General features: G+C 70.5%; 27 protein-coding genes. 19 read left to right on the top strand and 8 right to left on the bottom strand.

Translation table 11 applies throughout. The annotated features are described in order from the left end of the window. Window positions 1–115: 115 nt before the first annotated feature. From ACWCRJ_RS05050 to ACWCRJ_RS05060, 3 genes are all read right to left on the bottom strand, one after another. Entirely contained in the window at window positions 116–1,279 is a 1,164-nt protein-coding gene (locus ACWCRJ_RS05050; protein ID WP_450937964.1) for a macro domain-containing protein, read from the bottom strand. A gap of 68 nt (window positions 1,280–1,347) precedes the next feature. Next, the gene (locus tag ACWCRJ_RS05055; RefSeq protein WP_450937965.1) at window positions 1,348–2,844 is read right to left on the bottom strand and encodes a family 43 glycosylhydrolase; all 1,497 of its coding nucleotides are present in this window, start codon (window positions 2,842–2,844) and stop codon (window positions 1,348–1,350) included. Then, window positions 2,841–3,953, bottom strand: coding sequence for a discoidin domain-containing protein (locus tag ACWCRJ_RS05060; RefSeq protein ID WP_450937966.1), 1,113 nt, complete (start codon window positions 3,951–3,953; stop codon window positions 2,841–2,843). The genes ACWCRJ_RS05055 and ACWCRJ_RS05060 overlap by 4 nt, the downstream gene beginning before the upstream one ends. A gap of 64 nt (window positions 3,954–4,017) precedes the next feature. Here ACWCRJ_RS05060 and ACWCRJ_RS05065 point away from each other — a divergent pair, with 64 nt between their 5' ends. Continuing rightward, window positions 4,018–4,152: a hypothetical protein gene (locus ACWCRJ_RS05065; RefSeq protein WP_450937967.1), complete on the top strand. Its 135-nt coding sequence runs from the start codon at window positions 4,018–4,020 to the stop codon at window positions 4,150–4,152. Between the two features lie 85 nt (window positions 4,153–4,237). On the opposite strand, the gene ACWCRJ_RS05070 is transcribed toward ACWCRJ_RS05065, so the two are convergent. The 4 genes from ACWCRJ_RS05070 to ACWCRJ_RS05085 form a co-directional block, all read right to left on the bottom strand. Next, complete coding sequence (locus ACWCRJ_RS05070) at window positions 4,238–6,130, bottom strand: MGH1-like glycoside hydrolase domain-containing protein (RefSeq protein ID WP_450937968.1); 1,893 nt, start codon at window positions 6,128–6,130, stop codon at window positions 4,238–4,240. Between the two features lie 204 nt (window positions 6,131–6,334). Then, complete coding sequence (locus ACWCRJ_RS05075) at window positions 6,335–7,468, bottom strand: PP2C family protein-serine/threonine phosphatase (protein ID WP_450937969.1); 1,134 nt, start codon at window positions 7,466–7,468, stop codon at window positions 6,335–6,337. A 232-nt stretch (window positions 7,469–7,700) separates the two neighbouring features. Then, entirely contained in the window at window positions 7,701–8,723 is a 1,023-nt protein-coding gene (locus ACWCRJ_RS05080; RefSeq protein ID WP_450938158.1) for a zinc-dependent alcohol dehydrogenase, read from the bottom strand. Between the two features lie 55 nt (window positions 8,724–8,778). Continuing rightward, window positions 8,779–9,603, bottom strand: coding sequence for an IclR family transcriptional regulator (locus ACWCRJ_RS05085; protein WP_450937970.1), 825 nt, complete (start codon window positions 9,601–9,603; stop codon window positions 8,779–8,781). 49 nt (window positions 9,604–9,652) lie between these two features. Here ACWCRJ_RS05085 and ACWCRJ_RS05090 point away from each other — a divergent pair, with 49 nt between their 5' ends. Next, window positions 9,653–11,365, top strand: coding sequence for an IlvD/Edd family dehydratase (locus ACWCRJ_RS05090; RefSeq protein WP_450937971.1), 1,713 nt, complete (start codon window positions 9,653–9,655; stop codon window positions 11,363–11,365). 170 nt (window positions 11,366–11,535) lie between these two features. Next, window positions 11,536–14,217, top strand: coding sequence for a LuxR C-terminal-related transcriptional regulator (locus ACWCRJ_RS05095; RefSeq protein ID WP_450937972.1), 2,682 nt, complete (start codon window positions 11,536–11,538; stop codon window positions 14,215–14,217). 93 nt (window positions 14,218–14,310) lie between these two features. On the opposite strand, the gene ACWCRJ_RS05100 is transcribed toward ACWCRJ_RS05095, so the two are convergent. Then, window positions 14,311–14,784, bottom strand: coding sequence for a hypothetical protein (locus ACWCRJ_RS05100; RefSeq protein ID WP_450937973.1), 474 nt, complete (start codon window positions 14,782–14,784; stop codon window positions 14,311–14,313). A gap of 310 nt (window positions 14,785–15,094) precedes the next feature. Between ACWCRJ_RS05100 and ACWCRJ_RS05105 the strand changes: the two genes are divergently transcribed. From ACWCRJ_RS05105 to ACWCRJ_RS05180, 16 genes are all read left to right on the top strand, one after another. Beyond that, window positions 15,095–15,415, top strand: a complete 321-nt coding sequence (locus tag ACWCRJ_RS05105; protein ID WP_450937974.1) for a gas vesicle protein GvpO — start codon at window positions 15,095–15,097, stop codon at window positions 15,413–15,415. A 34-nt stretch (window positions 15,416–15,449) separates the two neighbouring features. Further along, complete coding sequence (gvpJ, locus tag ACWCRJ_RS05110; protein ID WP_450937975.1) at window positions 15,450–15,920, top strand: gas vesicle protein GvpJ; 471 nt, start codon at window positions 15,450–15,452, stop codon at window positions 15,918–15,920. 3 nt (window positions 15,921–15,923) lie between these two features. Next, the gene (locus ACWCRJ_RS05115) at window positions 15,924–16,673 is read left to right on the top strand and encodes a GvpL/GvpF family gas vesicle protein (protein WP_450937976.1); all 750 of its coding nucleotides are present in this window, start codon (window positions 15,924–15,926) and stop codon (window positions 16,671–16,673) included. A 1-nt stretch (window position 16,674) separates the two neighbouring features. Beyond that, window positions 16,675–16,929, top strand: coding sequence for a gas vesicle protein GvpG (locus tag ACWCRJ_RS05120; RefSeq protein ID WP_381193985.1), 255 nt, complete (start codon window positions 16,675–16,677; stop codon window positions 16,927–16,929). Window positions 16,930–16,936: 7 nt separating this feature from the next. Beyond that, window positions 16,937–17,857, top strand: coding sequence for a histone protein (locus ACWCRJ_RS05125; RefSeq protein ID WP_450937977.1), 921 nt, complete (start codon window positions 16,937–16,939; stop codon window positions 17,855–17,857). Window positions 17,858–17,863: 6 nt separating this feature from the next. Then, on the top strand, window positions 17,864–19,009 hold the full coding sequence (locus ACWCRJ_RS05130; RefSeq protein ID WP_450937978.1) for an SRPBCC family protein: 1,146 nt from the start codon (window positions 17,864–17,866) through the stop codon (window positions 19,007–19,009). Then, the gene (locus tag ACWCRJ_RS05135; RefSeq protein ID WP_381193993.1) at window positions 19,002–19,337 is read left to right on the top strand and encodes a gas vesicle protein; all 336 of its coding nucleotides are present in this window, start codon (window positions 19,002–19,004) and stop codon (window positions 19,335–19,337) included. Before ACWCRJ_RS05130 ends, ACWCRJ_RS05135 begins: the two co-directional genes overlap by 8 nt. 45 nt (window positions 19,338–19,382) lie before the next feature. Continuing rightward, entirely contained in the window at window positions 19,383–20,198 is an 816-nt protein-coding gene (locus ACWCRJ_RS05140) for a GvpL/GvpF family gas vesicle protein (protein WP_450937979.1), read from the top strand. Window positions 20,199–20,201: 3 nt separating this feature from the next. Beyond that, entirely contained in the window at window positions 20,202–20,429 is a 228-nt protein-coding gene (locus ACWCRJ_RS05145; protein WP_189713850.1) for a gas vesicle protein, read from the top strand. Then, the gene (locus ACWCRJ_RS05150) at window positions 20,426–20,704 is read left to right on the top strand and encodes a gas vesicle protein K (protein ID WP_450937980.1); all 279 of its coding nucleotides are present in this window, start codon (window positions 20,426–20,428) and stop codon (window positions 20,702–20,704) included. Before ACWCRJ_RS05145 ends, ACWCRJ_RS05150 begins: the two co-directional genes overlap by 4 nt. 155 nt (window positions 20,705–20,859) lie before the next feature. Beyond that, window positions 20,860–21,015 (top strand): DUF6131 family protein, encoded by a 156-nt coding sequence (locus ACWCRJ_RS05155; protein WP_450937981.1) that lies wholly within the window; start codon window positions 20,860–20,862, stop codon window positions 21,013–21,015. An 87-nt stretch (window positions 21,016–21,102) separates the two neighbouring features. Continuing rightward, window positions 21,103–21,441, top strand: a complete 339-nt coding sequence (locus ACWCRJ_RS05160) for a hypothetical protein (RefSeq protein ID WP_450937982.1) — start codon at window positions 21,103–21,105, stop codon at window positions 21,439–21,441. Window positions 21,442–21,477: 36 nt separating this feature from the next. After that, the gene (locus tag ACWCRJ_RS05165) at window positions 21,478–21,651 is read left to right on the top strand and encodes a CsbD family protein (protein WP_450937983.1); all 174 of its coding nucleotides are present in this window, start codon (window positions 21,478–21,480) and stop codon (window positions 21,649–21,651) included. 750 nt (window positions 21,652–22,401) lie between these two features. Beyond that, the gene (locus tag ACWCRJ_RS05170) at window positions 22,402–24,087 is read left to right on the top strand and encodes an MFS transporter (RefSeq protein WP_450937984.1); all 1,686 of its coding nucleotides are present in this window, start codon (window positions 22,402–22,404) and stop codon (window positions 24,085–24,087) included. 116 nt (window positions 24,088–24,203) lie between these two features. Next, on the top strand, window positions 24,204–24,731 hold the full coding sequence (locus tag ACWCRJ_RS05175) for a hypothetical protein (RefSeq protein WP_450937985.1): 528 nt from the start codon (window positions 24,204–24,206) through the stop codon (window positions 24,729–24,731). Window positions 24,732–24,829: 98 nt separating this feature from the next. Then, on the top strand, window positions 24,830–25,027 hold the full coding sequence (locus ACWCRJ_RS05180) for a hypothetical protein (protein ID WP_381197484.1): 198 nt from the start codon (window positions 24,830–24,832) through the stop codon (window positions 25,025–25,027). The last annotated feature ends 29 nt before the right edge of the window (window positions 25,028–25,056 follow it).

Raw genomic sequence — 25,056 nt, forward strand, 5'->3', positions numbered from 1 at the left:
GGCCGCGGGGAAAGACGGGGGAATGCGGCAGGAATACAGCACGGTATTCGAGTTCCACGGGGCGAGCGAATTCGAATACCGTGCTCTTCCGTGTCGTACGGCGCGCACCGGAATCTCAGGGCCGCCGGTCGCTCAGCACGTCGAGCACCGCACGGGCACTGAGCGGATTCCGCGTCACCAGATGCACCGACCAGTCGGGGTCGTCCCTGAGCACCTGCTCCAGCGTTCCGACGACGGTCTCGGCACTGGTCCGCGCGTCGAGACCGCCCCGGCCCGCACCGAGCAGAGGGAGCGCGACGGACCGCAGCGGCACGCGGCCCGAACGCCGTTCGGCCGCCGCCAGCTGGAAGACGCGCCGCACGGCCGCCGCGACGGCCGCGGGCGCGGTCTCGTACCCGTCGCCGGTCGCCGAGGGTGTGGCGACCGCCGCGTGCAGGATCCGCCGCACCCCCTGCGCCGCCAGGGCCCCGGGCGAGGTGACGGCGACCGTGCCCGCCGCCACGGGGAGTCCGGGAACCCCGAAATTCCGCACCCAGTCCGCGAGTTGGCGGGCTATCACATCGTCCGTGATCCGTCCGACGGCGTCCTTGGTGGCCCCCGCCCGCCGCAGGCTCCCGGAGACCGTGCGCCGGAACGTCTTCGACATCTCGAAGTAGATGTTCTCCGAGGAGACCAGGACGTCCACCCCCGACACCAGCTCGATGGGTGCCACATGCAGGGTGAGCAGGACGTCCCCGTGGGAGAACGCGGTCCGTAACACATGGCGTCCCGCGCGGACGGGGGCGACGGCGCTCCCCCGGACACCGTCCCCGGACCCCTCCCGGGAGTCCGGGGGGACGGGTATCGGCTCGTGGCCCCCGAAGTTCAGGACGGCGCGGGCCACCTGCTGGAGCATCAGCTTCTCCTGGTGCTTGCGGAACCGCTCCGCCCCCACCCGGTAGACATGGGCCGCCCGCTCCCGGCGCTCCTTGCCCGACAGATCGCGGGTTCCGGGGGCGAAACCGAACGAGTGCAGGGCCGCGTCGCGCAGCAACTCCCCGTCGAGGCCCAGCAGCACGGCGTGCAGCAGGCGCTCGACTGCCTCCGGCTGTGCGCGGTCGCCCGGAGCGGCCGCCACATCCGTGCCGGGCGGCCGGCCCGCGACGCACGCGGACAGCGTCTCCAGCTCCGCCTCGTGCAGCCGCAGCAGCCCGAGCGCCCGGACCCGGCCCAGTTCGTCGACCAGCTTGCGCAGTGTCGTCGGGAGGTCGGGTCCGGTGTGCGCCTGCTCATCAATCACCGCTCAAGGATGGGCAGGGGTCCCGCACCGGGCAAGCGGTTTGGGACGATCGGGGGGAAACGGTACGATTATTCGCCCGATGGTGCGGTCAAGGTGACGCCGAGGGAGGCCGGGGTGCCGAAGTTCGGGGTGCCGTCGGCGTTCCAGGTGAACTTCTGCGCCCGGGTCGACCGGTTCATGTCGCAGCCCCCGGAGGCGGAGCTGTTGGCGTGGTAGACCATCCAGTCCTCCGTCCCGTCGGGCGACTTGAAGAACCCGTTGTGACCGGGGCCGTAGACGCCATTGGCGTTGGACCGCTGGAACACCGGGTTCGGCGACTTGACCCACGAGGATGAGCTGAGCGGGTCGCCGCCGTTGTAGGTGAGCATGCCGAGCTTGTAGTCGGGCGTCGAGCAGTGGCTGGCCGAGTAGACGATGAACGTCCTCCCGCCCCGCTGCAGGACCTCGGCGCCCTCGTTCACCGCGCCGCCCACCGTCTCCCAGCCGTAGGTCGGGGTGGACAGCACCCGCCGGGTGCCGCTCGCGGTCCACGGGTTCGACAGCGGGCGGATGAACATGGGCTGCGAGCCGTTGTAGAACGTGCCCAACAGGTACAGCCTGCCGTCGAGTTGCAGGATGCCCGGGTCCAGCTCCCAGGTGTTGTCCTGCGTCGGGTCGAGCAGGTCGGCCTTGAAGCTGTACGGGCCCATCGGGTCCTGGCCGGCGCTCTCCAGGACGTGGATCCGCTGGGTGCCCAGGTCGAACGGCTCCCGGCCGGCCGTGTAGTAGAAGTACCAGCGCTTGCCGTTCGGGCCGTCCAGGAGGTGGAACTCCGGGGCCCACATGGTGCCCGCCCCGTTGGGCCGGGTCAGGTTGAAGATCACCTGTTCGCTCGCGGTGGCGAGCCCTGCCAGAGTGCTCGACCTGCGCATGGTGACCGTCGAGTTCCAGGTCGTGGTGGCGAGGTAGTAGAAGCCGTCGTGGTAGGTCAGCCAGGGGTCGGGGCCGCGCTGGGCGAGGGGGTTGGTGAACGTCTTCGGGGCCGTGCCGCCGCCGGTGAAGCCGGGCAGCCGCCACACCCGGCCGTTCGCGGAGGCGCACGGCAGCTGCACCAGAACGGTGCCCGAGGCCGACGAACCGCCGCTCGGCGTGACGCACTTGCCGGAGCCGACGGAGACCAGGTTGAAGGTCTTGTCCGTGCCGGCGACCGACAGCGGAGCCAGCCGCCACCGCTGGTTCGCCGCGCCGTGACAAGGCCATTGGATGACGGCGGCGTTGTCCGCCGTGGAGGCGCCGGACACATCGACGCACTGCCCGGAGCCGGTGGTGATCGTGTAGACGTCGGCCGTCCCCGTCACCAGGGTGAAGGACAGGCTCTGGTTCGCCCCGCCGGCGCAGGCGGAGGCCCGCAGCTGTGTGCCGTTGGCCGACGAACCGCCCGGCAGTTCCAGGCAGTTGCCGCCGGTCTGGTTCACCCCCGTCGAGCTGAAGGCGACGGCGGCGACAGCGGGCTGCGGGGCCACCAGGAAGGCGACCGCCATGGAGACCGATGCGAGGAACGCGGACAGGAGTCTGGGTCGGATCACGGTCCGTACACCTTTGCTTCGAGGAGTCCGACGGAGTTCGTGCCGTTGCCGGTGAGCAGCACCCGTAGCCGGGTGGTGCTCGTGGCGTTGAAGGTGACGGTGTTGTACTGGTTCTTGGCCAGGGGATAGGACCCGGCTCCCGGTACGTCGACGTACCCGCTGCCGTTCCAGTACTGGAGCTTCCACGAGGCGGGCATGTCGATGCCCTGGTCGTCGTCGAAGAAGTACACGTCGGCCTTGTTCAGGGTCTTCGCGGACGGCCAGGTCAGCTCCGCCCACTGCCGGCCCGTCTCCGGCCAGGTCCCCCAGCGAGGGTTCACGGTGTCGTTGGACGACGGCGGATCTACCCCGTCGTTGACGGCGGCGACGCTCTCCCAGGACGAGGTGTACGACGCCGACGCCGTGGCCGACACGGCCAGGTTGCCCGGCGGCTGGACCCCGCCCCGGTTGAAGACCTTGACCTCGGTCAGGCCCGTCTTCGCCCCGGAGGCGTTGGTGGCCAGCACGCGTATGCGCTGGGCACTGAGCGAGGGGAACTGCACCCGGTTGTAGTTGGCCCGTGGCGCCGCCGGACTCTTCGTCTGGTCGGGGACGTTCACCCAGGAACTGCCGTTGTGGTACTGGACGGTGTACGCCGAGGGCGCCCGGTAGGTGGTGCTCGCCGGGCGGCTGTCCTTGAAGTGCAGCCGGACCTCGTTGAGGGTGCGCGCGGTGCCGAAGTTCAGCTCGTACCAGTCCTGGCTGTTGGCCGAGCCGCCCGCGCCCCAGAACGGTTCGTTGGTGGGGTAGCCGTCGACCGCGCCGGCCACCGTGCTGCCGGAGCCGGTGTGGGAGGCGGTCGCGGTCGCGCCGGCGGCGAGGTTGGTGAGGTCCGCGGTCAGGTCGACGCCGGCCTTGGCGAGCATGTCGACCATCTGCGGGCTGTCCTGCACGACCTGGTTGGGGGCCTTCAGGCCGGACTTGGCCACGTGATGGCTGACCATGCCGCTCGTGGTGACGTCCCCCGTCGCCGGGTCCCAGGTCAGGGGCACCAGCGAGCTGACGGTGGCGACGCGGTCGCCGTCGACGTAGACCGAGTAGCCCTCGGGAATGCCGGGGTAGCGCACCACGCTGTCTGCCGGGTCGTCCCAGACGACGGACAGGTCGGCGCCCCGGTAGCGGAGGTTGTTGACGGTGAAGTGGCTCCAGCCGATGTCGATGGGTGACAGCTCGACCTTCGCGTCGTTGCGCGGACGCAGCCCGGCGACGTCCTCGATGACGGTCCAGTTGCTGCTGCCGAGGATGTTGTGGTGGATCCAGGAGCGGTAGTTGACGCTGGTGCCGTTCCAGTCCGCCCAGAACTCGTTGGCGTCCGGCCACTGGGTGTTGCCGCCGACGTACTGCGCCCAGGTGTTCAGTAGAGGAGCTTCTTGTAGTCGGCCGCGTTCATCCAGGAGTTGGGGTAGTTGCGCAGCACCGACGAGTACAGCCGGAACTGCACGGTCGAGTTGATCGTGGAGAAGTTGTTGGAGCCCGGCTCCCCGGCGTCGGCCGCCGCCTTCTTGTCGACCTGGTTGGCGGTGTAGAAGGGGAAGATCGGGTACTGCGCCGGGTCGTCGTAGAGCCGCAGCGCCTGCCGGTACGTGGCGGTGTTCGGGACGGCTCCGACCGAGAAGGGGTAGTAGTTGTTGATCTCCTTCCAGGGCACCCACTCGTTCGTCGACTTGAGCCGGTGCTCGAACAGCTGCCGGTTCGGGTTCCACAGGACGTCGACGATCGCGTCCTTGATCTGGCTCGCGAGCGTACGCATCTCGCCGGCCTTGGCCGTGTTGCCGGTCGCCTCGTAGGCCTGGGCGGCGGCGAGGGCGCCGCTGTACTGGTAGGCGGACTCGGCGCGGTCCATGGTGCCGGGCTTCCAGTGGAAGGAGACCGCGTCGGCGTCGTTGCCGGTCAGGGCGCCCCAGTCGTACTCGATGAGCTTGTTGCCGTCGTGGTCGTAGTGCGCGAGCTGTCCCTTGATGTCGCCCTCGGCGTAGCGGGCCAGGTTCCCCGCGATGCCCGGCTGGCCGCCGTGGATCTGGTAGCTCTTCCAGGCCGCCTCGGCGATGTACTGCGTGTAGCTGTTGGACCAGTTCTCCGGGTCACCGGGATTGTCGAGGAAACGGCCGTTCTTGGAGGTCTGCCCCACACTCAGCCAGTCCCCGTACGCGTAGGCCGGGTTGCGCAGGTACTTGAGGTCGTCGATGTGCATCGGCTGGGTGAGCGCGATCGCGTTGTTGTAGCCGAGGACGCCCTCGGTGGAGGTCGGGAACTGGAAGGTCTGCCCGGGGATGTCCGCGTCGAGGCTGTTGAAGCGCATCAGCCACCAGCGGTAGTAGATGTTCTTCTTGATGGCCGGCTCGGGCACGTCGATGTACGGCACGTTCTGCGCCCACCACAGGTTGTAGGCCTTGACGTGGGTGGCGAACGCGGTCGGGGGCGAGTAGCCCGCGTAGGCGTTGTACTCGGTCAGCGACTGCGGGATCTCGTCGGTGACGAAACCCATGACCACCTTGGCCGTCACCGTGGCACCGGCCGCGATCGTCACGGACCGGTCGAGGCCGCCGCCGGTGACGGCGAAACCGTCGCCGGTGAGGCGGGGGCGGAGGGTCGTGAGGTTGTTGTAGGCGTTGACCTGGCCGGTCAGTTCGCTGCCGGTGCCGGAGGTGGCGTACGGCGAGGTCGCCCGTAACCGGAGCGTCGTGGAGGCGGAGCCGTTGTTCTTGATGGCCAGGTTGGTCACGGCGACGTTGCCGTCGGTGACGAACTTCGTCTGGTCGATGGTGATCGAGCCGCTGGTGTGCACGCTCTTCCAGTGGCTGGGCGTCTGCCGGCGCTGGGCGACCTGCTCGGTGAAGGTGCCCGGGGTGACCGCCACGGTGTAGGCAGCGCGGTCGTCGATGCTCTCCCAGTAGGCCGCCCTGCCGCCGAAACCGAGCTGGGCGGGGTTGTGCTCCTTCATGAAGAACGCCCGGCCGCGGCTCATCAGCCAGGGCCCGGCGGGGTCGTTGCCGGAGCGGGCCAGCAGACGGTCCATCCAGAAGTCGGTGCCCGAACTCTCCGCGTCGTAGATGGCCTTCATCATGTCGCCGGGCGTGTGCGCGACGGGCGGTGCCGGGATCGCGGGCCCGCTGAAGCCGGGGTACCCGATGGTCTGCGCCGCGGCGGCCGGGGGAGCGGCGACGACGGAACATGCCGCCAGGGCCAGGGCGACGAGGAGACACCTCGTGCGTCGGCGTCGTGGCAGGAGGACGTGCGGTCTTCTCATCGGATGCTCCCTGTCCCGTTGACAACATGTGCGCGTGAACCGGGGGGTGCGGAAAACGACCTGAAACGTTTTCGCAACGTAGGAGCGCCCTGTTGAAGTGTCAAGGGAGCCGGGAGAGAGGCGAGTTCCGGGACCGAGCAAATTCAGGACACGCAGGCGTCACTCGCGCCCATCCCTGCTGCGGAAATCCTTTTCGGTGCTCGTTCAGCGACGTGGTGACCGGCGGACCGTCAGGACGGCGACGTCGTCGTGCGGGCCGCCGCTGCCCGCGTACGCGCGGGCGTCCTCGTACAGGGCCCGGGGCAGGTCGGTGGGGGAGAGGGCGAGGTGCTCCGCGAGGCGTTCGTCGACCGGATAGAACGAGCCGTCGGCGGCACGGGTCTCGGTGAGACCGTCGGTGCTCAGCACCAGCGTGGCGCCCTCCGGGAAGGGGAACCAGCCCACGGTGGTGGGTTCGAGCGCCAGCTCGGCCAGACCGAGCGGGACACCGGAGTCCAGTTCGGCGGTGATGACCCTGCCCTCGTGCACGACATGCGGGGGGATGTGCCCGCAGTTGACGGCCTGCGCCTCCTCGGTGAGCGCGTCGACGCCGATCACGAGGGCGGTGACGAAGCGCTCGTCGTCGCCGGTGTTCTCGGCGTAGGAGTTGTGGCGGACCACGGCCGCGTCCAGGGCGTCGGCGAGCGCGGTGAGCGTGGGCTCGCGGTGGGCCGCCTCACGGAAGGCGCCGATGACGGCGAACGCGGCGCCCACGGCGGCCAGGCCCTTGCCCTGCACGTCGCCGATCAGCACCCGGGTCCCCCAGGACGAGGCGACGACGTCGTAGATGTCGCCGCCGACGAGGCGGTCCTCCTGGAGGGGCTCGTACACGCCGTTGACCAGGACGTCGTCGGTCAGCAGGGGGAGGGGGTGCAGGATGTGCCGCTGCATGGCCGCGGCCGTGGAACGCAGCCGGAACATCTCCGCCTCACGCCTGATCCGCCGGTGACAGGCGTACACCGAGGCGACGCCCAGGGTGAGGGTCAGCAGCACCAGCAGGAGCCGGTCGAGCCAGCGGTCCGCGTCGACGTTGCGCACCACGGCCGTGGTGGTGACGACGAGCGTGGTCCACGCGGCGACGAACGCCGTCTGCCGGACCGTGCACAGCGCCGACGCCGTCCCCGGCAGGAACACCAGCAGTCCGAGGAGCCACACCTCGGATCGCGACAGCACACCGAGCGCCTCCACCAGGGCCGTCACCGCCAGCACGCCGAGGATCAGTTCGGCGTTGCGGGGCGGCTCGATGGCGTCGAAGGCATCGACGGCCCCGGCGGACCTCTTCCGGCGACTACCGGCCATGCGGACTCCCGGGCAGATCGTGATCTCCCCGTACGGTAAGCCGGGCCCGGTCCGGGACGGCAGGCGCCCCGCCGATCCGGAGAGGCAGGGCCCGCCGATCACCCTTGGCGAGTGCCCGGCGAGCCGATCGCGCCGGCGCGTGCGCTCGGCCCGACCGTCCGGGGAGGCGGCGCCGGTGCGCAGGCTCTGCCGAGGCCGCCGCGCCCGGTCCCGAAGGGTCGGCCGGGCGGGGTCAGCGCGCTCGTGGCGCGGGGTCGACGTGGATCTTCGGGCCGGGGCCCGCCCCGGCCGGACGTTCACCGGCGAGGACCGGGCCGGCCTCGTCGAGGCTCACCGTGGCGGCGACGAGCGGGCGGGGGTCGACCGTGCCGGTGGCGTACGCGCGGATCGTCGCGTCCAGGCCGGGGGAGGCGGAGAGGACGCCGACGGCCGTGACGTCCTTGAGGACGAGCGCGCGGGTGTCGATCCGGCTGGGTTCGGCGGCCAGCCCGATGTACACGACCCGTCCGCCGGGCTCCACCAACTCCACCGCGACCCCCGGCAGTTCGGCGGCGTTCGTCGCGTCGAGGACCGCGTCGAAGGGCAGGTCCGGGACGGATTCCTCCGTCCAGGTGTGCGGGAAGCCCAGGCTCCGGGCGAAGGCGAGCGAGTCCTCGGTCCGGCCCATGAGGTGCACCTCCGTGCCGGCGGCCCGCAGGAACAGCGCGACCAGCAGCCCGATCGTCCCCGGCCCCAGGACCAGCGCGCGGTCCCCCGCACGGGTCGCGGCGGCCTCCGCGGCGCGCAGGGCGTTGCCTCCCGGCTCCACGAGCGCGCCGAGCACGGCGTCCACCGAGTCGGGCAGGCCGTGCAGGGAGGAGACCGGTACGGCCAGCCGCTCGGCCAGCGCTCCCGCACGGCCCCCGCGGATGCCGACCTCCCGGCGCCGCTCGCACACATGCTGGTCGCCCCGCAGACAGCGGCGGCAGCCGCCGCAGCCGAGCATCGTGTCGCCCATGACGCGTCGGCCGACCCAGCCCGGGTCGACACCGTCGCCGGCCGCCGACACCCGCCCCGCCCACTCGTGGCCGAGCCGCATCGGGTACGCGGCGTGCCCCTGGTGCAGGTAGGCCATCGTGCCGGTGAAGAACTCCATGTCGGTGCCGCACACCCCGACCCGCTCGACGTCGACCACGACCTCGCCGGGCCCGGCCACCGGTGCCGGGAGCTCCTGGACCTCGTACGCGCCGGGGGCGGTGAGGACGAACGCGCGCATGAGGTTCACAGCTCTGTCTCCAGGACCGGGGCGGGTTGCTGTCGAGGCTCGTGGGTCACCGGTGCGGCTCACCGAGGCGACCGAGGAGCGCGCGGATCTCGTCCAGCGCGGCGACCAGCGCCGTCAGGGGCGTCCGGTAGGCCAGCGCGCTGACGCTCACCGCTCCGGACGGGGCCGTCGGCGAGGTGAGGAACACGGGCAGGGCGAGGCAGTTGACCCCGGGATCGGTCTCCTGGTCGTCCACGCCGTAGCCGCGTGCACGGGTGGAGTCCAGCGCGCGGTGCAGTTCGGCCGCCGCGCGCGGCGCCCAGGGCGTACGACCTGCCGGGGGCGCGCCGCCGAGCCACGTCTCGACCTCCTCCGGGGTGCCCAGCCTCCCGCTGAGCAGCACTCTTCCGACGGCGGTGGTGTGGGCGGGGTTACGGCCGCCGATCGTCGACGTCAGCCGGACGGCGCCCGCGGGCGGATCGACCTTGGCCCGGTACACGACCTCGTGACCGTCGAGCACCGCGTAGTGCGCGGTCTCGCCGAACCGGTGCGCCAGCGCTTCGAGCACCGGCCGGACCCGGATGTGCTCGGGCCGCGCCTCGTGATGGGCGAAGGCCATGCGCAGGAACTCGTCGCCGAGCCCGTAGCGGCCGCGCGCGTCCTGGTCCGCGAGCCCGGCCCGGCGCAGCGCGCCGAGCGCCCGGTGCACGGTCGGCTTGGGGCTGCCGATCACCCGTGTCAGCTCGTCGAGACCCACCCCGTCGGGGTACCGGGCCAGTTCCCTGAGGACCGCCAGCACCCGGTCCGACCCCACGAGCCGGCTGCTCACGGCGCCCGTCGGGTCGTCCTCACCGAGGTCTGTCGATCCTTCGTACGGCTGCGTATGCTTCATCGCGTTCCGGACTGTAGACCGCCGTACCGATAATCGGAAGGGGCTCGGCGTGACGCTCCGCAGTGCGCAGTGGTACGGGGGACAGGACCGCAACGCCTACATCCACCGGGCGTGGATGCGGCGGGGCGTGCCGGACGACGCCTTCACCGGCCGGCCGCAGATCGCCATCGCCAACACCGCCTCCGATCTGACCCCCTGCAACGCCCACCTGGACGAGGTGGCGGCCTCGGTGCGCAACGGTGTGTACGAGGCCGGCGGCATCCCGCTGGACCTGCCGGTGGTGTCGCTGGGCGAGACGAACGTGCGGCCCACCGCGATGCTCTGGCGGAACATGGCCGCGATGGCCACGGAGGAGATGCTGCGCGCGAACCCCATCGACGGCGTCGTACTGCTCGGGGGCTGCGACAAGACGATCCCGTCGCTGCTGATGGCCGCCGCGTCGGTGGACCTCCCGGCGGTCGTGGTCCCCGGCGGGCCGATGCTCAACGGCACCTTCCGCGGTGGCCTGCTGGGCTGCGGCACCGGGGTGTGGCAGCTGTCGGAGGAGGTGCGGGCGGGCACGCTCTCCCAGGAGCAGTTCACCCGCTCCGAGTCGTCGATGATCCGCAGCCGGGGGCACTGCAACACGATGGGGACGGCGTCGACGATGGCGCTGGTCGCCGAGGCGCTGGGCACGGTGCTCCCCGGCGTGGCGGGGACACCCGCACCCGACAGCCGGCTGTTGGCGGCCGCGCACCGGACCGGCCGGCTGGCCGTGGACATGGTGGGCGCCGACCGGCGGCCGGGCACCTTCCTGACCAGGGCCTCCTTCCACAACGCCATCGTGGCGCTGGCCGCGATCGGGGGTTCCACCAACGCCGTCGTCCATCTCCTCGCCATCGCCGGCCGGCTGGGCGTCGAGCTGTCGCTCGACGACTTCGACCGGATCGGCTCCCGGGTGCCGGTCCTGGTGGACCTCCAGCCGGCCGGCCGCTTCCTGATGGAGGACCTCCACCGCGCCGGCGGGCTGCTCGCCGTCCTACGGGAGGTCCGTGACCTGCTCGACCCCGAGGCGCTGACCGTCACCGGCGAACCGCTGGTCGCCTTCCTCGACGAGACCCCCATCTGGGACGCCGAGGTCATCCGCCCGCGCGCCGAACCGCTGGTCGCCGAGGGCGGCATCGCCGTGCTGCGCGGCAACCTCGCCCCCGACGGCGCCCTCGTCAAACCGGCCGCCGCCTCTCCGCACCTGCTCCGGCACCAGGGCCGGGCCGTCGTCTTCGACTCCGTCGAGGACTTCCACGCCCGCATCGACGACCCCGGCCTCGACGTCGACGCCGACTCCGTCCTCGTCCTGCGCGGCTGCGGCCCCAAGGGCTATCCGGGCATGCCCGAGGTCTCCAACATGCCGCTGCCGAAGAAGCTCCTCGAACAGGGCGTCCGGGACATGGTCCGTGTCTGCGACGGCCGGATGAGCGGCACCGCGTACGGCACGGTCGTCCTGCACGTCGCCCCGGAGGCCGCCGCCGGCGGCCCCCTCGCCCTCGTCCGCACCGGCGACCTCATCACCCTCGACGTCGAGGCCCGCCGCATCGACGTCGACGTACCCGCCGAAGAACTAGCCCGCCGCGAGCCGAGCCGGGCCACGGTCGACGGCTTCGCCGCACCCCGGCGCGGCTGGGAACGCCTCTACGTCGACCATGTCCTGCAGGCCGACACCGGAGCCGACCTCGACTTCCTCATCGGCTCCAGCGGCTCCGAGGTGAGCCGGGAGTCGCACTGACGGGAGCCCGTCCGCGGCCGTACGTCTCGTGCGGCCACCGTGGCGTCGTCGGTGGGCGGGGGCCGCGAGGCGGCTCGCACGACGTGGCGCGCGGTCGCGAGGGAACACTGGGATGCTGTTGTGGACAAAAAGCGCTGCCCAAGTTCCGACGGCCGGTGGTGGTGGAAACCATGGCAAGGTCCGGGGAGAGCGGTTCGGGGTTCGTGCCCCCGTGCGCCGACCCCCGGGGCGACCCTTTCCTGCGCACCCGGTTCGCCGTACCGGCCAGGCCCACCACCTTCCTCCGGCGGGGCCGCCTGGTCGACCACCTCGACCGGGCCCTGACCACGCCGCTGACCGTGGTCAACGGGGCCGCCGGCGCCGGCAAGACCCTGCTGGTCGCCGACTGGGCCGCGCGGCGGGAGCCGCCGATCGCCTGGCTCACCACCGAGGCCGGGGACCAGGGCCCCGGCATGTTCTGGGCGTACGTCCTGCAGGCACTGCGCGCCGCCGGTGTGCCCCTGTCGCCCGAGATCGGCTGCCCGGCCGACGCCGGCCGTGTCGACCGTACGCTGCTGACGAGGCTCGCCGCGGAGCTGGGCGGCCGGGAGCGGCCCGTGATCATGGTGCTCGACGAGTTCGACCGGGTGACCGACCCGGAGATAGCGGACCAGCTGGAGTTCACGCTCCACCACGCGGCGGGCGGCCTGCGTCTGATTCTCGTCACCCGCACCGAACCGTTGCTGCCCCTGCACCGCCACCGGACGGCAGGCGACCTGACGGAGATCAGGAACGCCGAGCTGGCCTTCACGCCCGAGGAGGCTTCCGTCCTGCTGGACCTGCACGGCCTGCGGCTCACGGTGCCGGTCGCGCGGGCGCTCGTGGAACGCACCCGGGGCTGGGCGGCCGGTCTGCGGCTGAGCGCGCTCGCCGCGCGGGAGAGCCCGGACCCGGAGACGTATCTGAAGCGGTTCGAGGCCGAACGCACCGCCGTCGCCGACTTCCTGCTCGCGGAGGTGCTCCAGCGGCAGACCCCCGAGACACAGGATCTCCTCCTGCGGGTCAGCGTCCTGGAGCGGATCCGCCCCGAGCTGGCGGACGCGCTGACGGAACGCGGGGACGCCGCCGCCATCCTGGCGGAGCTGCACCGCGGGAACGCGTTCGTCGAGGACCTCGGGCACGCCTGGTACCGGCTCCACCCGCTGTTCGGGGAGATCCTCCGTGCCCATCTGCGGATGCGCCGGCCCGGCCTGGAACCCGTGCTCCACCGGCGCGCCGCCGACTGGCTGCGCCGCTCGGGACTGCTCGCCGAGGCGCTCGGACACGGGGCCGCCGCAGGCGACTGGGAGTTCACGGCCGGAGCCCTCGTCGACGACCTCGCCATCGGCCAGCTGTTCACGGGGCTGCGCTCCGACGACCTGACCGAGCTGTTCTCCCACATGGGCCCCGAGGCGACGAGCCCCGCCGCGCACCTCGTACGGGCGGCCCGTGAACTCTCCCGGTGCGAACTCGACCGGGGCCTGAGCCACCTGCGGCACGCGGAGCGGGGACTGGCGGGGGAGGAGGACAGGGGCGAGGGCGAACCCGGTCCGGCGGCGGCCCGGCTGAGCTGTCTGCTGCTGGAGGCGCTGGCCGCCCGGCTGACCGGCTCACCGGGCAGGGCGGAGCTGGTGGCCGGGACGGCCGAGAGACTGCGCGAACAGGTCCCCGACCACCTTCTGGACGCGCACCCCGAACTCACGGCCCTGCTCCTGGCCCACCTGGGCTCGACGCGACTGTGGGCCGGGCGCTTCGAGGAGGCACGCGCCGCGCTGGCCCTGGTCGCCGACGGCTCCGGGGACGCGTCGACGGCACTGCCTCGCGAGGACTGTCTCGGGCGGCTGGCCCTCATCGACTATCTGAACGGCTGGCTCGGCAGAGCCGAACGCAAGGCCATGGCGGCGCTGACCCTCTCCGAGCGGTACAGCCTGCCGCGGCCCTCCGGCTTCGGCATCGCACGGCTGGTCCTGGCCGCGGTCGCCGTCGACCGCGACGAACTGCTGCTGGCCCGCGCCCACCTCGACGCCGTGGCGGACGCCCCTCCCACCATGCGGGATCCGGTCACCGAGGCCGGCCGGGCCATCGCCACCGCCCGTCTGCTGCTGGCCCGCGGGGACACGCGCGGAGCCCTGGCGGCCGTCGAACCGGCCGTGGTCGCCGACGTGGCCTCGCCCTGGGCGCGGGGACACACCGCCCTGGTCGCCTCCGCCGTCCACCTCGCCCGGGGCCGGCCCGAGGAGGCCGCCGCACTGCTGCACGCCGTACCCGGCCGCCAGCCGGTCTGCGCCGTGGGGGAGGCACGGGCCCGGCTGGCCGCGGGCACGCCCCTCGCCGCGCTCGACCTGCTGGACGGGGTGCTGCCCGAGAGCCGTACCGGGCCCGCGGTGACCGTACGGGCCCTGCTGGTCCGCGCGGAGGCCGCACATGCGGCGGGAGACCGGGCCGCCGTGCGCCGGCTCGTCGCCCAGGCCCTCCACGAGGCCCGGCGCGAGCGGCTGCGCCGTCCCTTCGCCGAAGCCGGCGGATGGCTCCGACCCGTCCTCGACACCCCTCCGTTGAAGGGGCTCGCGGCAGGCTGGCTCACCCCGGGCCCCGCCCCGCACCCCGGGGCACCCGGTTCCGAGGACCGGCCACCGGTGGTGGAGGACCTGAGCGGACGCGAGCGCGATGTACTGCGGCGCCTGGACCGGATGATGTCGACCGACGAGATCGCCGCCGACCTGTGCGTGTCGGTGAACACCGTCAAGACCCACCTCAAGAGCGTCTTCCGGAAACTGGCCGTCAACCGCCGCAACGACGCCGTACGCCGCGCCCGCGAACTCCATCTGCTGTGACGCCGCCGTCTGCTGTGACCAGCCATGCGCCGTGCCCCTGTCGTACCGGAGCGGATGCCTCGACCGAAGGCCGACGCGGGGGCCGACGCGTCCTCAGCCCCTGTAGACGATCTCGCCCTGGTCGCGTTTGGTGGTGTGCAGCTCCCAGTAGACGGAGGAAACCGCCTCGGGCGTGGCCGCCTTGAGCGTGGGGTCGATCGGGGCGCCACGGAGCGCCACGTCGTCAACGCCACCGGTGGCGCTGCCCCCGACGCGTGGCGGCGCGTCGTCGCCCTTGCCGGGGCACGCCAGGCATCGCACGATCCGGGCCCGGCGTCCGAAGGCCGGCTTGGCCAGGATGTTCTTGTCGCGGAACTCCACCGTGCGCGCGGAGGGCGACAGTGCGGAGACGATTCGCTGGTTGCTGGTTGCTGGTTGCTGGTTGCTGGTTGCTGGTTGCTGGTCGCCCTGCGCCACCGGAGCGGCCACTCGCTTCTCTCGCTGGGTCGATGGGGTGGTGGCCGTGCCGGGCCGGGTGCCCTCGGTTCGCATGGCGTGGTCGATCGCCCGTGCGGCTTTCGACGCCACTGACGCGGGACCATATGCGGTCCGACCTACCCTCGCATGAGGGGAAACCCGGCTTGTACCTCCCTCCTGTGGAGTATCGGGATCATCCAGTCAGCGGGCCGGTCGGGAGCGCGCGTGGGCCGCTTCGGCGCGCACGCCGTCGAGATGGCGGCGACGCCGCGGCTCGGCCTCGAAGACCTGTGGAGGCTTGAGCGCGGTCATCCGCGACCTCACCGAGGGATCGATCGGGGGGCAGCAGGGCGTCCCGGCATGTGCGCCCGTCTGGTCCGCTCAAGGTGCGCGTCATCCGATACCGATCAGACTTGTATTCATGGCAGAAGAACGTCGGCCGCGCGCCGGGAAATCCTCGACGACAGCAGCTCGCCGCACGGCATCCGTGCGGGGAGCGGAACATGCCGCGCGTGCTGCCTGCCGGAGCCTGGAGGGGCTGATCGACCATCCCACGGAGGGCGTATCAGCGGTGAGACGTCTCGACGAAGGTTGGTGCGTCGTCGTGGACGTCCTTGAGCTGCCCCGGATTCCGGACACGACGAGCCTCCTCGCCTCGTACGAGGTGCAGCTCGATCAGGACGGCGAACTCCTGGAGTACTGCAGGGTCCGCCGCTATCGGCGAGGTTCCGCCGATGAGTGATCCCAGGATTGCCTGACCAGCGAAAGGACGCCCCATGCCCGCGACCACCTACTCCGATGAGGTAGTGGCCTGCCCACCGCGCGCCGGCACGTTGTACGACGTACTGGAACTCATCCTTGATCGGGGCATGGTGATCGACGTGTTCGTCCGGGTCTCCCTGGTCGGCATCGAGATCCTCAAGATAGACGCGCGCATCGTCGTGGCGAGTGTGGACACGTACCTGAGGTTCGCCGAGGCGTGCAACCGACTGGACCTGGAGCGTGACCCCAGCAGCACCACCGTTCCCGAGCTGTTCAGCGGAAGGGCTGCCAAGTCCATCGGTAAGCGCAAGGTCCGCAAGGCCGCGGAGAACGTGGGCGACACCGTGCGCAAGGCGGTCGGGGTCCGTGACGACGACGACTCCGACGAGCCTGAGGACGACGAGGAAGCGCAGCAGGAAAGGCCGAGGAAGCGGCGTGCTCCCACCCGTGGCGGTACGAGCCGACGACGACCCGTGGAGGCATGAGTCGTGACAGCCGACGGTGTGTACGTCTACGCGATCATCCGGGCGGGGAGCCCTGTGCCGACGGACATGGGCGGCGTGGGCAGCCCGGCCGCCCCGCTCCGGACCATCCGGCACGGGCGGGTCGCCGCCGTCGTCAGTGAGGCTCCCCCGAAGCTCCGTGCCAGACGGCGCGATCTTCTGGCGCACCAGAATCTGTTGATGCGCCTTTCGGAGCAGGGTCCCGTTCTGCCCATGCGGTTCGGGATGGTCGCACCGGACGAGAAGACGGTGCGGGGGCAGTTGGCAGCCGGCGAGGCGGCTCACATGGTTGCCCTGGAACATCTCTCCGACGGGATCGAGGTCAACGTCAAGGCGTTCCCGGCCCAGAACGCCCTGAGAAGCCTCGTCGCGGACGACAGGAAACTGCTACGGCTGCGGGACGAGGCGCGTCGCCGGCCCGGTTACGAAGCCAACCTCCGACTGGGTGAAGCGGTGGCGGTCGCTCTGGAGGGCAGGGCCGCCGACGCCGGTCGGAGACTGTTGAACGAGCTCACACCCAGGGCCCGCGCGGTTGCCTCGGGGCCCAGAGTTCAGGGATGTGTGCTGAACATGTCGTTCCTCGTCGGTCGCGGCGACAGCGACGACTTCCGAAGCGTGGCAGAGCAATTCGCCGAGACGCACCGCGAACGTGTCGACCTGCGTCTCGCGGGCCCGTTGCCCTGCTACAGCTTCGTCTCCGCTGAAGGCGCTCATGCGCGGACCGCCGGAGTCTGACATGGGACTGATCACTGGACTGCTCACGCTCCCCATCGCACCGGTCCGCGGCGTGATCTGGGTGGCGGAGAAACTCGATGACGCGGCTGAGCGCGAGTTGCACGACCCCGAAGTGCTCCGTGCCCAACTGGCTCTGCTGAACCGTGAATTCGAAGACGGAGACATCAGTCTGGAGGAGTTCGAACGCGAAGAGGAGCGGCTGCTCGACCGTCTGCATGCCACGCGGGTCTGCCCTGCGCCGAACGATCGAAGGTGACGCACTCATGGATGACAAGGAAAAGGTGACGCTCGCAGCCGCTGTAGTGGGTGGCTATGTGCTGGGCCGGACGAAGAAGGGCCGGCTTGCCCTGTCCGTCGCGACCTATCTGGCTGGTCGGCGATTCGGCCTTGAACCTCGTCAGCTCGCGGCCGAAGGGATGCGCAGGCTGGGGGAGATTCCGCAGATTGCCGAGCTGCAGGAGCAGCTGCGAGGGGAAGTCCTCGAAGCGGGCCGCAAGGCGGTGACTGCCGCTGCCGACCGGGGCATGAGCACGCTTGCCGACGCCATCAGCGACCGCACGGCCCGGCTCGGAGAGAAGGCGGACGAGGACGAGGAGGAGAACGCGCCGGAAGACGAGGAAGCGGAGTACGAGGAAGAGGACGAGGAAGAGCCGGAGGAGGGAGAGCCGGAGGAGGAAGAGGACGAGGAAGAGCCGGAGGAGGAAGAGCCTGAGGCCGAGTATGAAGAGGACCAGGCCGAGGAAGAGGAGGAGGACCAGCCGGAGGACGAATACGAGGATGAGGGCGAGGGCGAAGAAGAAGAGGTAGAGCAGGAAGAGGCACCGCAGCAGCGGCGCCGTGGTGCTCCGCGATCGGCTCGGTCCCGCAGGGCACCCTCACCGGCCGCACGCAAGAAGGCTGCTTCCGCCCAAGGGGAGAAGAGGGCTCGGACGGCCAAGTCCGCGCCGCGGAAGGCTGAGCCGGCCAGGAAGACGGCTGCGAAGAAGTCCGCTCCCGCCAAGAAGACGGCGGCAAGGAAGGCGCCCGCCAAGAAGGCCGCTCCCGCGAGGAAGACGGCGGCGAAGAAGTCCGCTCCCGCCAAGAAGACGGCGGCGAAGAAGTCCGCTCCCGCCAAGAAGTCCGCGGCCAGGAAGACGACGTCGTCGAAGCGAGCAGCGTCCAAGCGCGCCGATCGTCGGAGGTAGCCGGTCATGACCAAGACGGAGACAGACCAGCCCACGGAGACAGAGGAAGCATCGGGTATGGACCGGCTCCGCGAAGAGCTGTCCAACTTCCTCACCGCACAAGTGGAGAATCTCGCCGAGAAGGCGGGTGACAAACTCACCGACGTCACCGGAAAGCTTTCGGACGCGGCCGAGAACGGTGGCTCGCTTCCCGCGATCGGCTCCCGCATCCTCAAGGGCGACTCCCCGCTGAAGGCATTCGTTTCGGAAAAGGCCAAGGGCGTCAAGGACAGCGTCGTGGGGAAGGCCAAGGAAGCCTTCGGTGGGGGGAAAGGGAAACGTAAATCCGGCGGCGGCAAGGTCATGAACATCATCGAGGTCTTGGATGTGGGGGTTCCGCTGCGCGACGCTTACGACTACTGGACGCAGTACGACCAGTTCAGCAGCTTCGCGAAGGGCGTTCAAGGCGTCTCGAAGAGCGACGAGATGGGGAGCGACTGGAAGGTCAAGGTCGGCCCTTCCTCACGCAGTTTCAAAGCGACCGTTCAGGAACAGATTCCCGACGACCGGATCGTCTGGACCTCCGAAGGCGCCAAGGGAACCACCCGCGGCGCGGTCAGCTTCCATGAACTGGCGCCCACCTTGACTCGCATCGTTCTGGTCGTGGAGTACTACCCGGCCGGGTTCTTCGAGAAGACGGGCAACCTGTGGCGAGCCCAAGGGCGCCGCATGCGGCTGGACTTCAAGAACTTCCAGCGGTACGTCACCCTCACCGAGGAGGAACCCGAGGGCTGGCGCGGTGAAATCCGTGACGGTGAAGTCGTCGTGTCCCACGAGGACGCCATGGAGGAAGAGGAGGCCGAGCAGGAGGAATCCGAAGGCGAGGAGCCCGAGGGTGCAGGCGAAGGTGATGCAGGGGGCGGCGCCGATTCCGCACACGAGGACGAAGACGAAGCCGAAGGCGCCTACGAGGACGAGGAGGACGAGGAGGACGAGGAGGACGAGGAGGCGGAGGACGAAGGCGAACCGGAAGGCGCCTACGAGGACGAGGACGAGGACGAGGGAGAGGGAGAGGAAGAGGAAGAAGCGGAGGAGGAGGCGGAGGACGACGAAGAGGACGAGGACGCATCCGCGTCCGGGAAGCGACGAGGACACAGGCGGCAGCGTGTCTGATGTCGACTTCCGGGAGAGGTCCTATCCTGTCTCCGGCCCCCAGACCACCAACCTCGCCGACATCCTCGAACGCGTTCTCGACAAAGGGATCGTGATCGCCGGGGATATCAAGATCGACCTCCTTGACATCGAGCTGCTCACCATCCGGCTCCGCCTGTTCGTGGCGTCTGTGGATACCGCGAAGAAGGCCGGAATCGACTGGTGGGAAACCGATCCGGCACTCAGCTCGCGCGCTTCCCGCAGCGCTCTGCAGGAAGAGAACCGCGCCTTGCGTGAGCGGTTGGAGGCGCTCGAAACCCACACGAAGGACGCGTTGCCCAAGCGGTGACCCCGCAGCGATACCCCCCGCCAGGACTGAGGAGAACCGAGGCACATGACGGAGCGCGGCCCTGAGCGTTCGGACGCCAACGCCACCTATGTGTTCGCTGTCTGCCGGAACCCGGACCCGTCAGCCGTTGCCGGGCTGCCAGGTGTCACCGACGAGGCGCCTGTGAGCACACTGCCGCTGGAGACGCCGCTGGAGACACTGACAGCGATCGTCCAGACCGTCCGAGCACGCGACTTCACCAACGAAGCCTTGCAGGCACGCCTGAGCGACCAGCGGGAACTGGAGCGATACGCACGCGCCCACCACGATGTCGTCTCCGCGGCCGCCGCATGCTGCCCCACGGTTCCCCTGCCGATGGCCACGCTCTACCAGAGTGAGGAGAGCGCGCGGGACACGCTGGCCAACGAGGCGGACCGGTTCCACGCAGCTCTCAAACGCATTGCGCACCACGTCGAATGGGGCGTGAAGGTGTACGCGCCGCCCTGCCCGCAGGACGATGCGAACCGCGGCACCACGCCGACCGACCGGTCTCGCCCGGCGCCCGGAGCCGGCCTCGCCTACCTGGACCGCAAGCGGGGCGCGCAGCTGCGCCGCGAGCGGCGTCAGGACGAGGCGCTGCAGGCTGCGGAAGCAGTGGATGCCGAGGTCCGCAGCCTCGCCACAGCGTCCCGAAGGCTGCGGCTGCATGGCCCCCAGCCTTCCGGGGAACAGCGGGTCCAGGTCCTCAACGCGACCTATCTGGTGGCAGAACACCGCGCCGACGAGCTCACCCTGCTGGCACAGGTGCTGGGGGAACGGACCGGGGCGCAGATCGAACTGTCAGGGCCGTGGGTGCCCTATTCATTCGTCGGCGAGGTGTAGACCGTGACGCATGACGTGGTGCCCTGGGACAACCCCGGGCCCCTGGATGGTCCCATCGGGGTGCCGCTCGTCGACCTGCTGGACCGTGTCCTGGCGACCGGCGTAGTGATCAGCGGCGACCTGGTCATCGCCATCGCCGACGTTCCGCTGGTACGACTGTCGCTCCATGCCCTGCTGTCGTCCGTCAGTGAACGCGTCCCGGCGCCCTGGGCGGATGGAGGCCCGCTGTGACCGGCTCCCGGCTCGATCTGGACTCCGACCAGGTGGGACGTGACCTCGTCACCTTGGTTCTCACCGTGGTCGAACTCCTCCGGCAGCTTATGGAGCGCCAGGCGATTCGCCGTGTCGAGCAGGGCGATCTCAGCGATGAACAGACTGAAGAGATCGGTACCACGTTGATGCTGCTCGACCAGCGGATGACAGAACTCTGCGAGCAGCACGGAGTGCGTCCGGAGGATCTCAATCTCGACCTCGGGCCACTGGGAACCCTGTTGCCCCGGAACTGAGGGTGTCGGTGCGGATCGGCCCCGGTCACGGCCTGGGCGCGGTCTCACCGGCCCCCGGGGGGCGAAGAGTGCTGCCGACCTGCGACGTCACCACCACGGGATCGGACGGAGCTATCCTGAGAGGAGGGGGAACCTGGCTCACATCGGAGGCCCCCATGATTGTCCTCGGAGTCATTCTCCTCGTTGTCGGCTTGGTGGCCGGCCTCGGCATCCTGTGGACCATCGGGATCATCCTGGTCGTCGTCGGCATCATTCTGTGGATCCTGGGATCGGTGGGGCACGCCGTCGGTGGACGTCGGCACTACTGGTAGCGGTCGTGCGCCGGGCCATCACGCCGCGTCCACGCTGTCCATGGCCCGCCCCGACGTACGGATCGACGTCACCGGGTCCTTGGCGCCATGAACGCCATGGTGCAGCTGCCCGGGGCCGAGCCGCCGGCGCAGCGCCAGGCGGCCCTCGTCGACCTGCTCGACCTCGTGCGTGTCTCGCTGCGAATCCTGATCGTCTCCGTGGGCGTCCAGGAACCCGTCACCGTGGGGATCGGCACGCTCCGAGGACTCGCCACGACGGGCGAGGCCACCGACGGTCACCCTGATCGACCAAACGGCCTGACCGAGGTCACCGACGCGTCCGCCCGGCGCATCGGCACCGATCCTGACACCGTCGAGCGGGACCTGGGCAGATCACAGATCGATCGCCACCCCGTTTCACCGCCCCATGGGGCACTCGACATATGAAAATGATCTACCACGGAGCTGGGAGTGTGAACGGCAATGGCCGGAGGGCAAAAGGCGAAGGGCAAGAGGGAAGAGGCCACGGGAAAGGCCAAGGAGGCGGTCGGCGGTACCGTGGGCAACGAGCGGATGGCGGCCGAGGGGCAGGCCACGAAATCGAAGGGTGCGGCCCGTCAGGCCAAGGAGAAGGCGAAGGACGTTTTCAAGCACTGAGCATCTTCGCGTCGGTCACCGATCAGGTGACGGTCCACGAAGCGCAACGAGCGGAGCTCCCGAGCTGTTGATCGAGATGTCTGACGTCTCCACCACACTGCTCGGGGGCCTCGTCGGTCATCCGTCCTGCCGTATTCGGGATCAGCGAGTCCACCGCCTACGCCTGCACCAGCGCGGTCATCCATCAGCTCGCCGAACGCGCCCCGGGGCTGCCGAAGGTTCTGCATGAGGCCGATGGATCCGAGCGGCCGGTTGCTGTGGGCTCTCGCCCGCGTTGCCGGGCCGGGCGAGCCCAGGGCGTCGGCGTGGTCGTCGGGCGTCCGTTTCGTGATCACGTGAGCTGGAGGAGGGTGAGCGGACGGTTCCCCGCTCACGGACGTACGCCTCGGAGCTGTCGCGTCTGCCGGCATCGTCAGGTGGAGCGAGCCGACTGTGCCGGGTGTTCGGACTTGACCTGTGCGTTGCTCTTCTTCGAGTGGGAAGCGCGATTCCCGCGGGTGTGGACGCAGCATGGTTTCTCCCCAGAGCTGACCGCGGTCGATGTCGAGGCGGTGCGCCGGGCGGGCCAGATGCCGCTCCCGGTACCTGCCCGCGGCTCCGACGGGCCGTGGTCACCGGTCGCGAAGCGCTTGCCTCGCCCGTGGCGGGTGAGGCGCGGGCAGCGCTTCTGAGCTGCGATGGAGATGGCGATTCGATCGCCGTCCGGGCGGCGGCGGTGGCGTTACCGGCCTACTCGGCGAGGAGAACACCGTGAAGCACTGGCGGGCTCTGATCGTTCTGGGGACAGCGCAATTCCTGATGGTTCTGGACACGTCCGTCATGAACGTCTCCATCAGCCAGCTGGTCGAGGACTTCGACACCGAGGTCACCGCCATCCAGGGCGTGATCACGCTGTACGCGCTGGTCATGGCCGCCTTCATGCTGATCGGGGGGAGGTTCGGCGACATCCTCGGCCGCCGTCGGCTCTTCTTCCTCGGCCTCGTGGTCTACGGCATCGGCTCGGCCCTGACCGCCGTCGCGCCCACGCTGTGGGTCCTCGGGCTCGGCTGGTCGGTCATCGAGGGACTCGGCGCGGCCATGGTGCTGCCGGCCATGGCCGCGCTCGTCGCCGAGTCCTACCGGGGCCGCGACCGGGCCGTCGCCTACGGCGTCATCGGCGGTCTGGCCGGCGCGGGCATCGCCGTCGGCCCGCTGCTGGGCGGCTGGGTGACGACGTACCTCACCTGGCGGCTGGTCTTCGCCGGCGAGGTCGTGGTCGTCGTCGCCGTCCTGTGCTTCCGCCGCGCGATCACCGAGGCGCCGCGGACCGGCCCGCGTCCCGCGATGGACGGCGTGGGCGCCGCGCTGTCGGCGGCCGGACTCGCGCTGGGCGTGCTCGGTGTGCTGCAGAGCAGCACCTGGGGCTGGGTGCAGCCCCGCAACCCGCCCTTCACCGTCATGGGCTTCGCCCCGACCCTGTTCGTCATCGGCGCCGGAGCGCTCGTGCTGGCCGCCTTCGCGCACTGGGAGCACCGGCGGACCGCCCACGGCACCGACCCCCTCGTCCACCTGCCCCTGCTGCGCAGGCCCGCGCTGCGCAGCGGGTTGTCGGCCCTGCTGTGCCAGAACCTCATCCTGCTCGGGCTGTTCTTCACCATCCCGCTCTATCTGCAGGTCGTGCAGGGCTTCGACGCCTTCCAGACCGGGCTGCGGCTGCTCCCGGTGTCCATCACCATGCTGGCCGCGTCCCTGGTCGCCTCCCGACTGGGCCGCAGGGCGGGCCCGCGCCGGGTGGTGCGGCTGGCCCTGGCGACCCTGGCGGTGGCCATCGTGTGGCTGCTGGCCACCATCGACCCCGTCATCGACGACACCCAGTTCGCCCTGGCCATGGGCCTGCTCGGCGTGGGCATGGGACTGCTCGCCTCACAGCTCGGCAACGTCGTGCAGTCCAGCGCGGGGGAGGAGGAGCGCAGCGAGGTCGGCGGGCTGCAGTTCACGGCCCAGAACCTGGGGTCCGCCCTGGGCACCGCGCTCATCGGATCGCTGCTCATCGGCTCCCTCGCCCATGCCTTCACCGCGCAGGTGGAGGACGACCCGAGGCTGTCGCAGGAGACGAGGCAGCAGACGAGTGTCGCGCTGCAGGCCGGGATCAGCTTCGTCCCCACCGAGCAGGTGCGTACGGCGGCCGAGGACGCCGGGCTGCCGCCGTCCGAGGTCGACGCACTCGCCGACTCCTACGCGTCGGCCCAGCTGAACGGCCTCAAGGCGGCCATCCTCGCCACCGGCGGCATCACCCTCGCGGCGTTCCTGGCCACCCCACGGCTGCCGACCGGACGCAAGGACCGTACGCCACCTACGCCACCGCCGGGCACGGGCGGCGGCCCCGGACGCACCCCGGCGGCGGCACCCGGCTCGACCCGCCGGGACGGCGACCGAGATCGCCACCAGGACGGCTGAGTCCGCCACCGAGGACGGCGACTCGCACGCGTGAACCACCTGCCACCGAGACACGCGCGAACCACCTGCCACCGAGACACGCGTGAACCACCCGCCACCGAGAGGAGACCGGGACGATGTCCGCGACCGGGCCCGCATCCGCCTCGACCCGTGACGAGCGCGGCGCCCCGCGCCGGGCCCGTACCGACTACACCGGTGGGGTCTACGGATCCATGCTCGCGGCCTCCGTGCTCATCGGGGTCGGCACCCTGGGGTCCTATCCCCGCCTGGAGATCGTCCTCCTGCTGCTGCTCACCGGCCTCGTGTTCTGGATCGCGCACGTGCACGCCCAGCTGTTCGGGGCCCGGCTGTCGCGGCGGGGGCTGGATCACCGGATCGTGCTGGAGGTGTGCCGTGACGAGTGGCCGATCGTCAACGCCGCCGTTCCACCGGCCGCCGCCGTGGCCCTCAGTGGCGTCCTCGGCCTCGATGTGCCGGGCGCGCTCTGGCTGGCGATCGCGGTGGCGGTGGCGGGACAGGTGGGCTGGTCCGCGGCGGCTGCCCGCCGGGCCGACGCCTCATGGGGTCTGGTCGCCGTGACAGCCTCGGTCAATCTGGTGCTCGGTCTTCTGATCATCGCGTTCAAGCTCTATCTGACCCACTGACTCTCACCTGCCCGGGGTGAGGCCCGGCCGACGCTCCGGGACGCACGATCGCAGGAGAAGGGGCGCAGCCCGCCCGCCACCGGCCATGGGGACCGCTCATGCGCTACGAGATACGTGTCGACGGACGGTTGTCGAAGGCGCTGACCGGCGCCTTCCCCGAGCTGGACCACGTGGAGATGTCCGGCCACACCGTCCTGTTCGGACACGTGATCGACGAGGCGCATCTCTACGGCCTGCTGGCCCGCTGCCAGTCCCTGGGCCTACGGGTCCTGGAGATGCGCCAGCTGCCGGAGTGAGCCGGAGTAAAACGGACGCGATCCGGAGT

Source organism: Streptomyces sp. NPDC002324, from assembly GCF_053593335.1.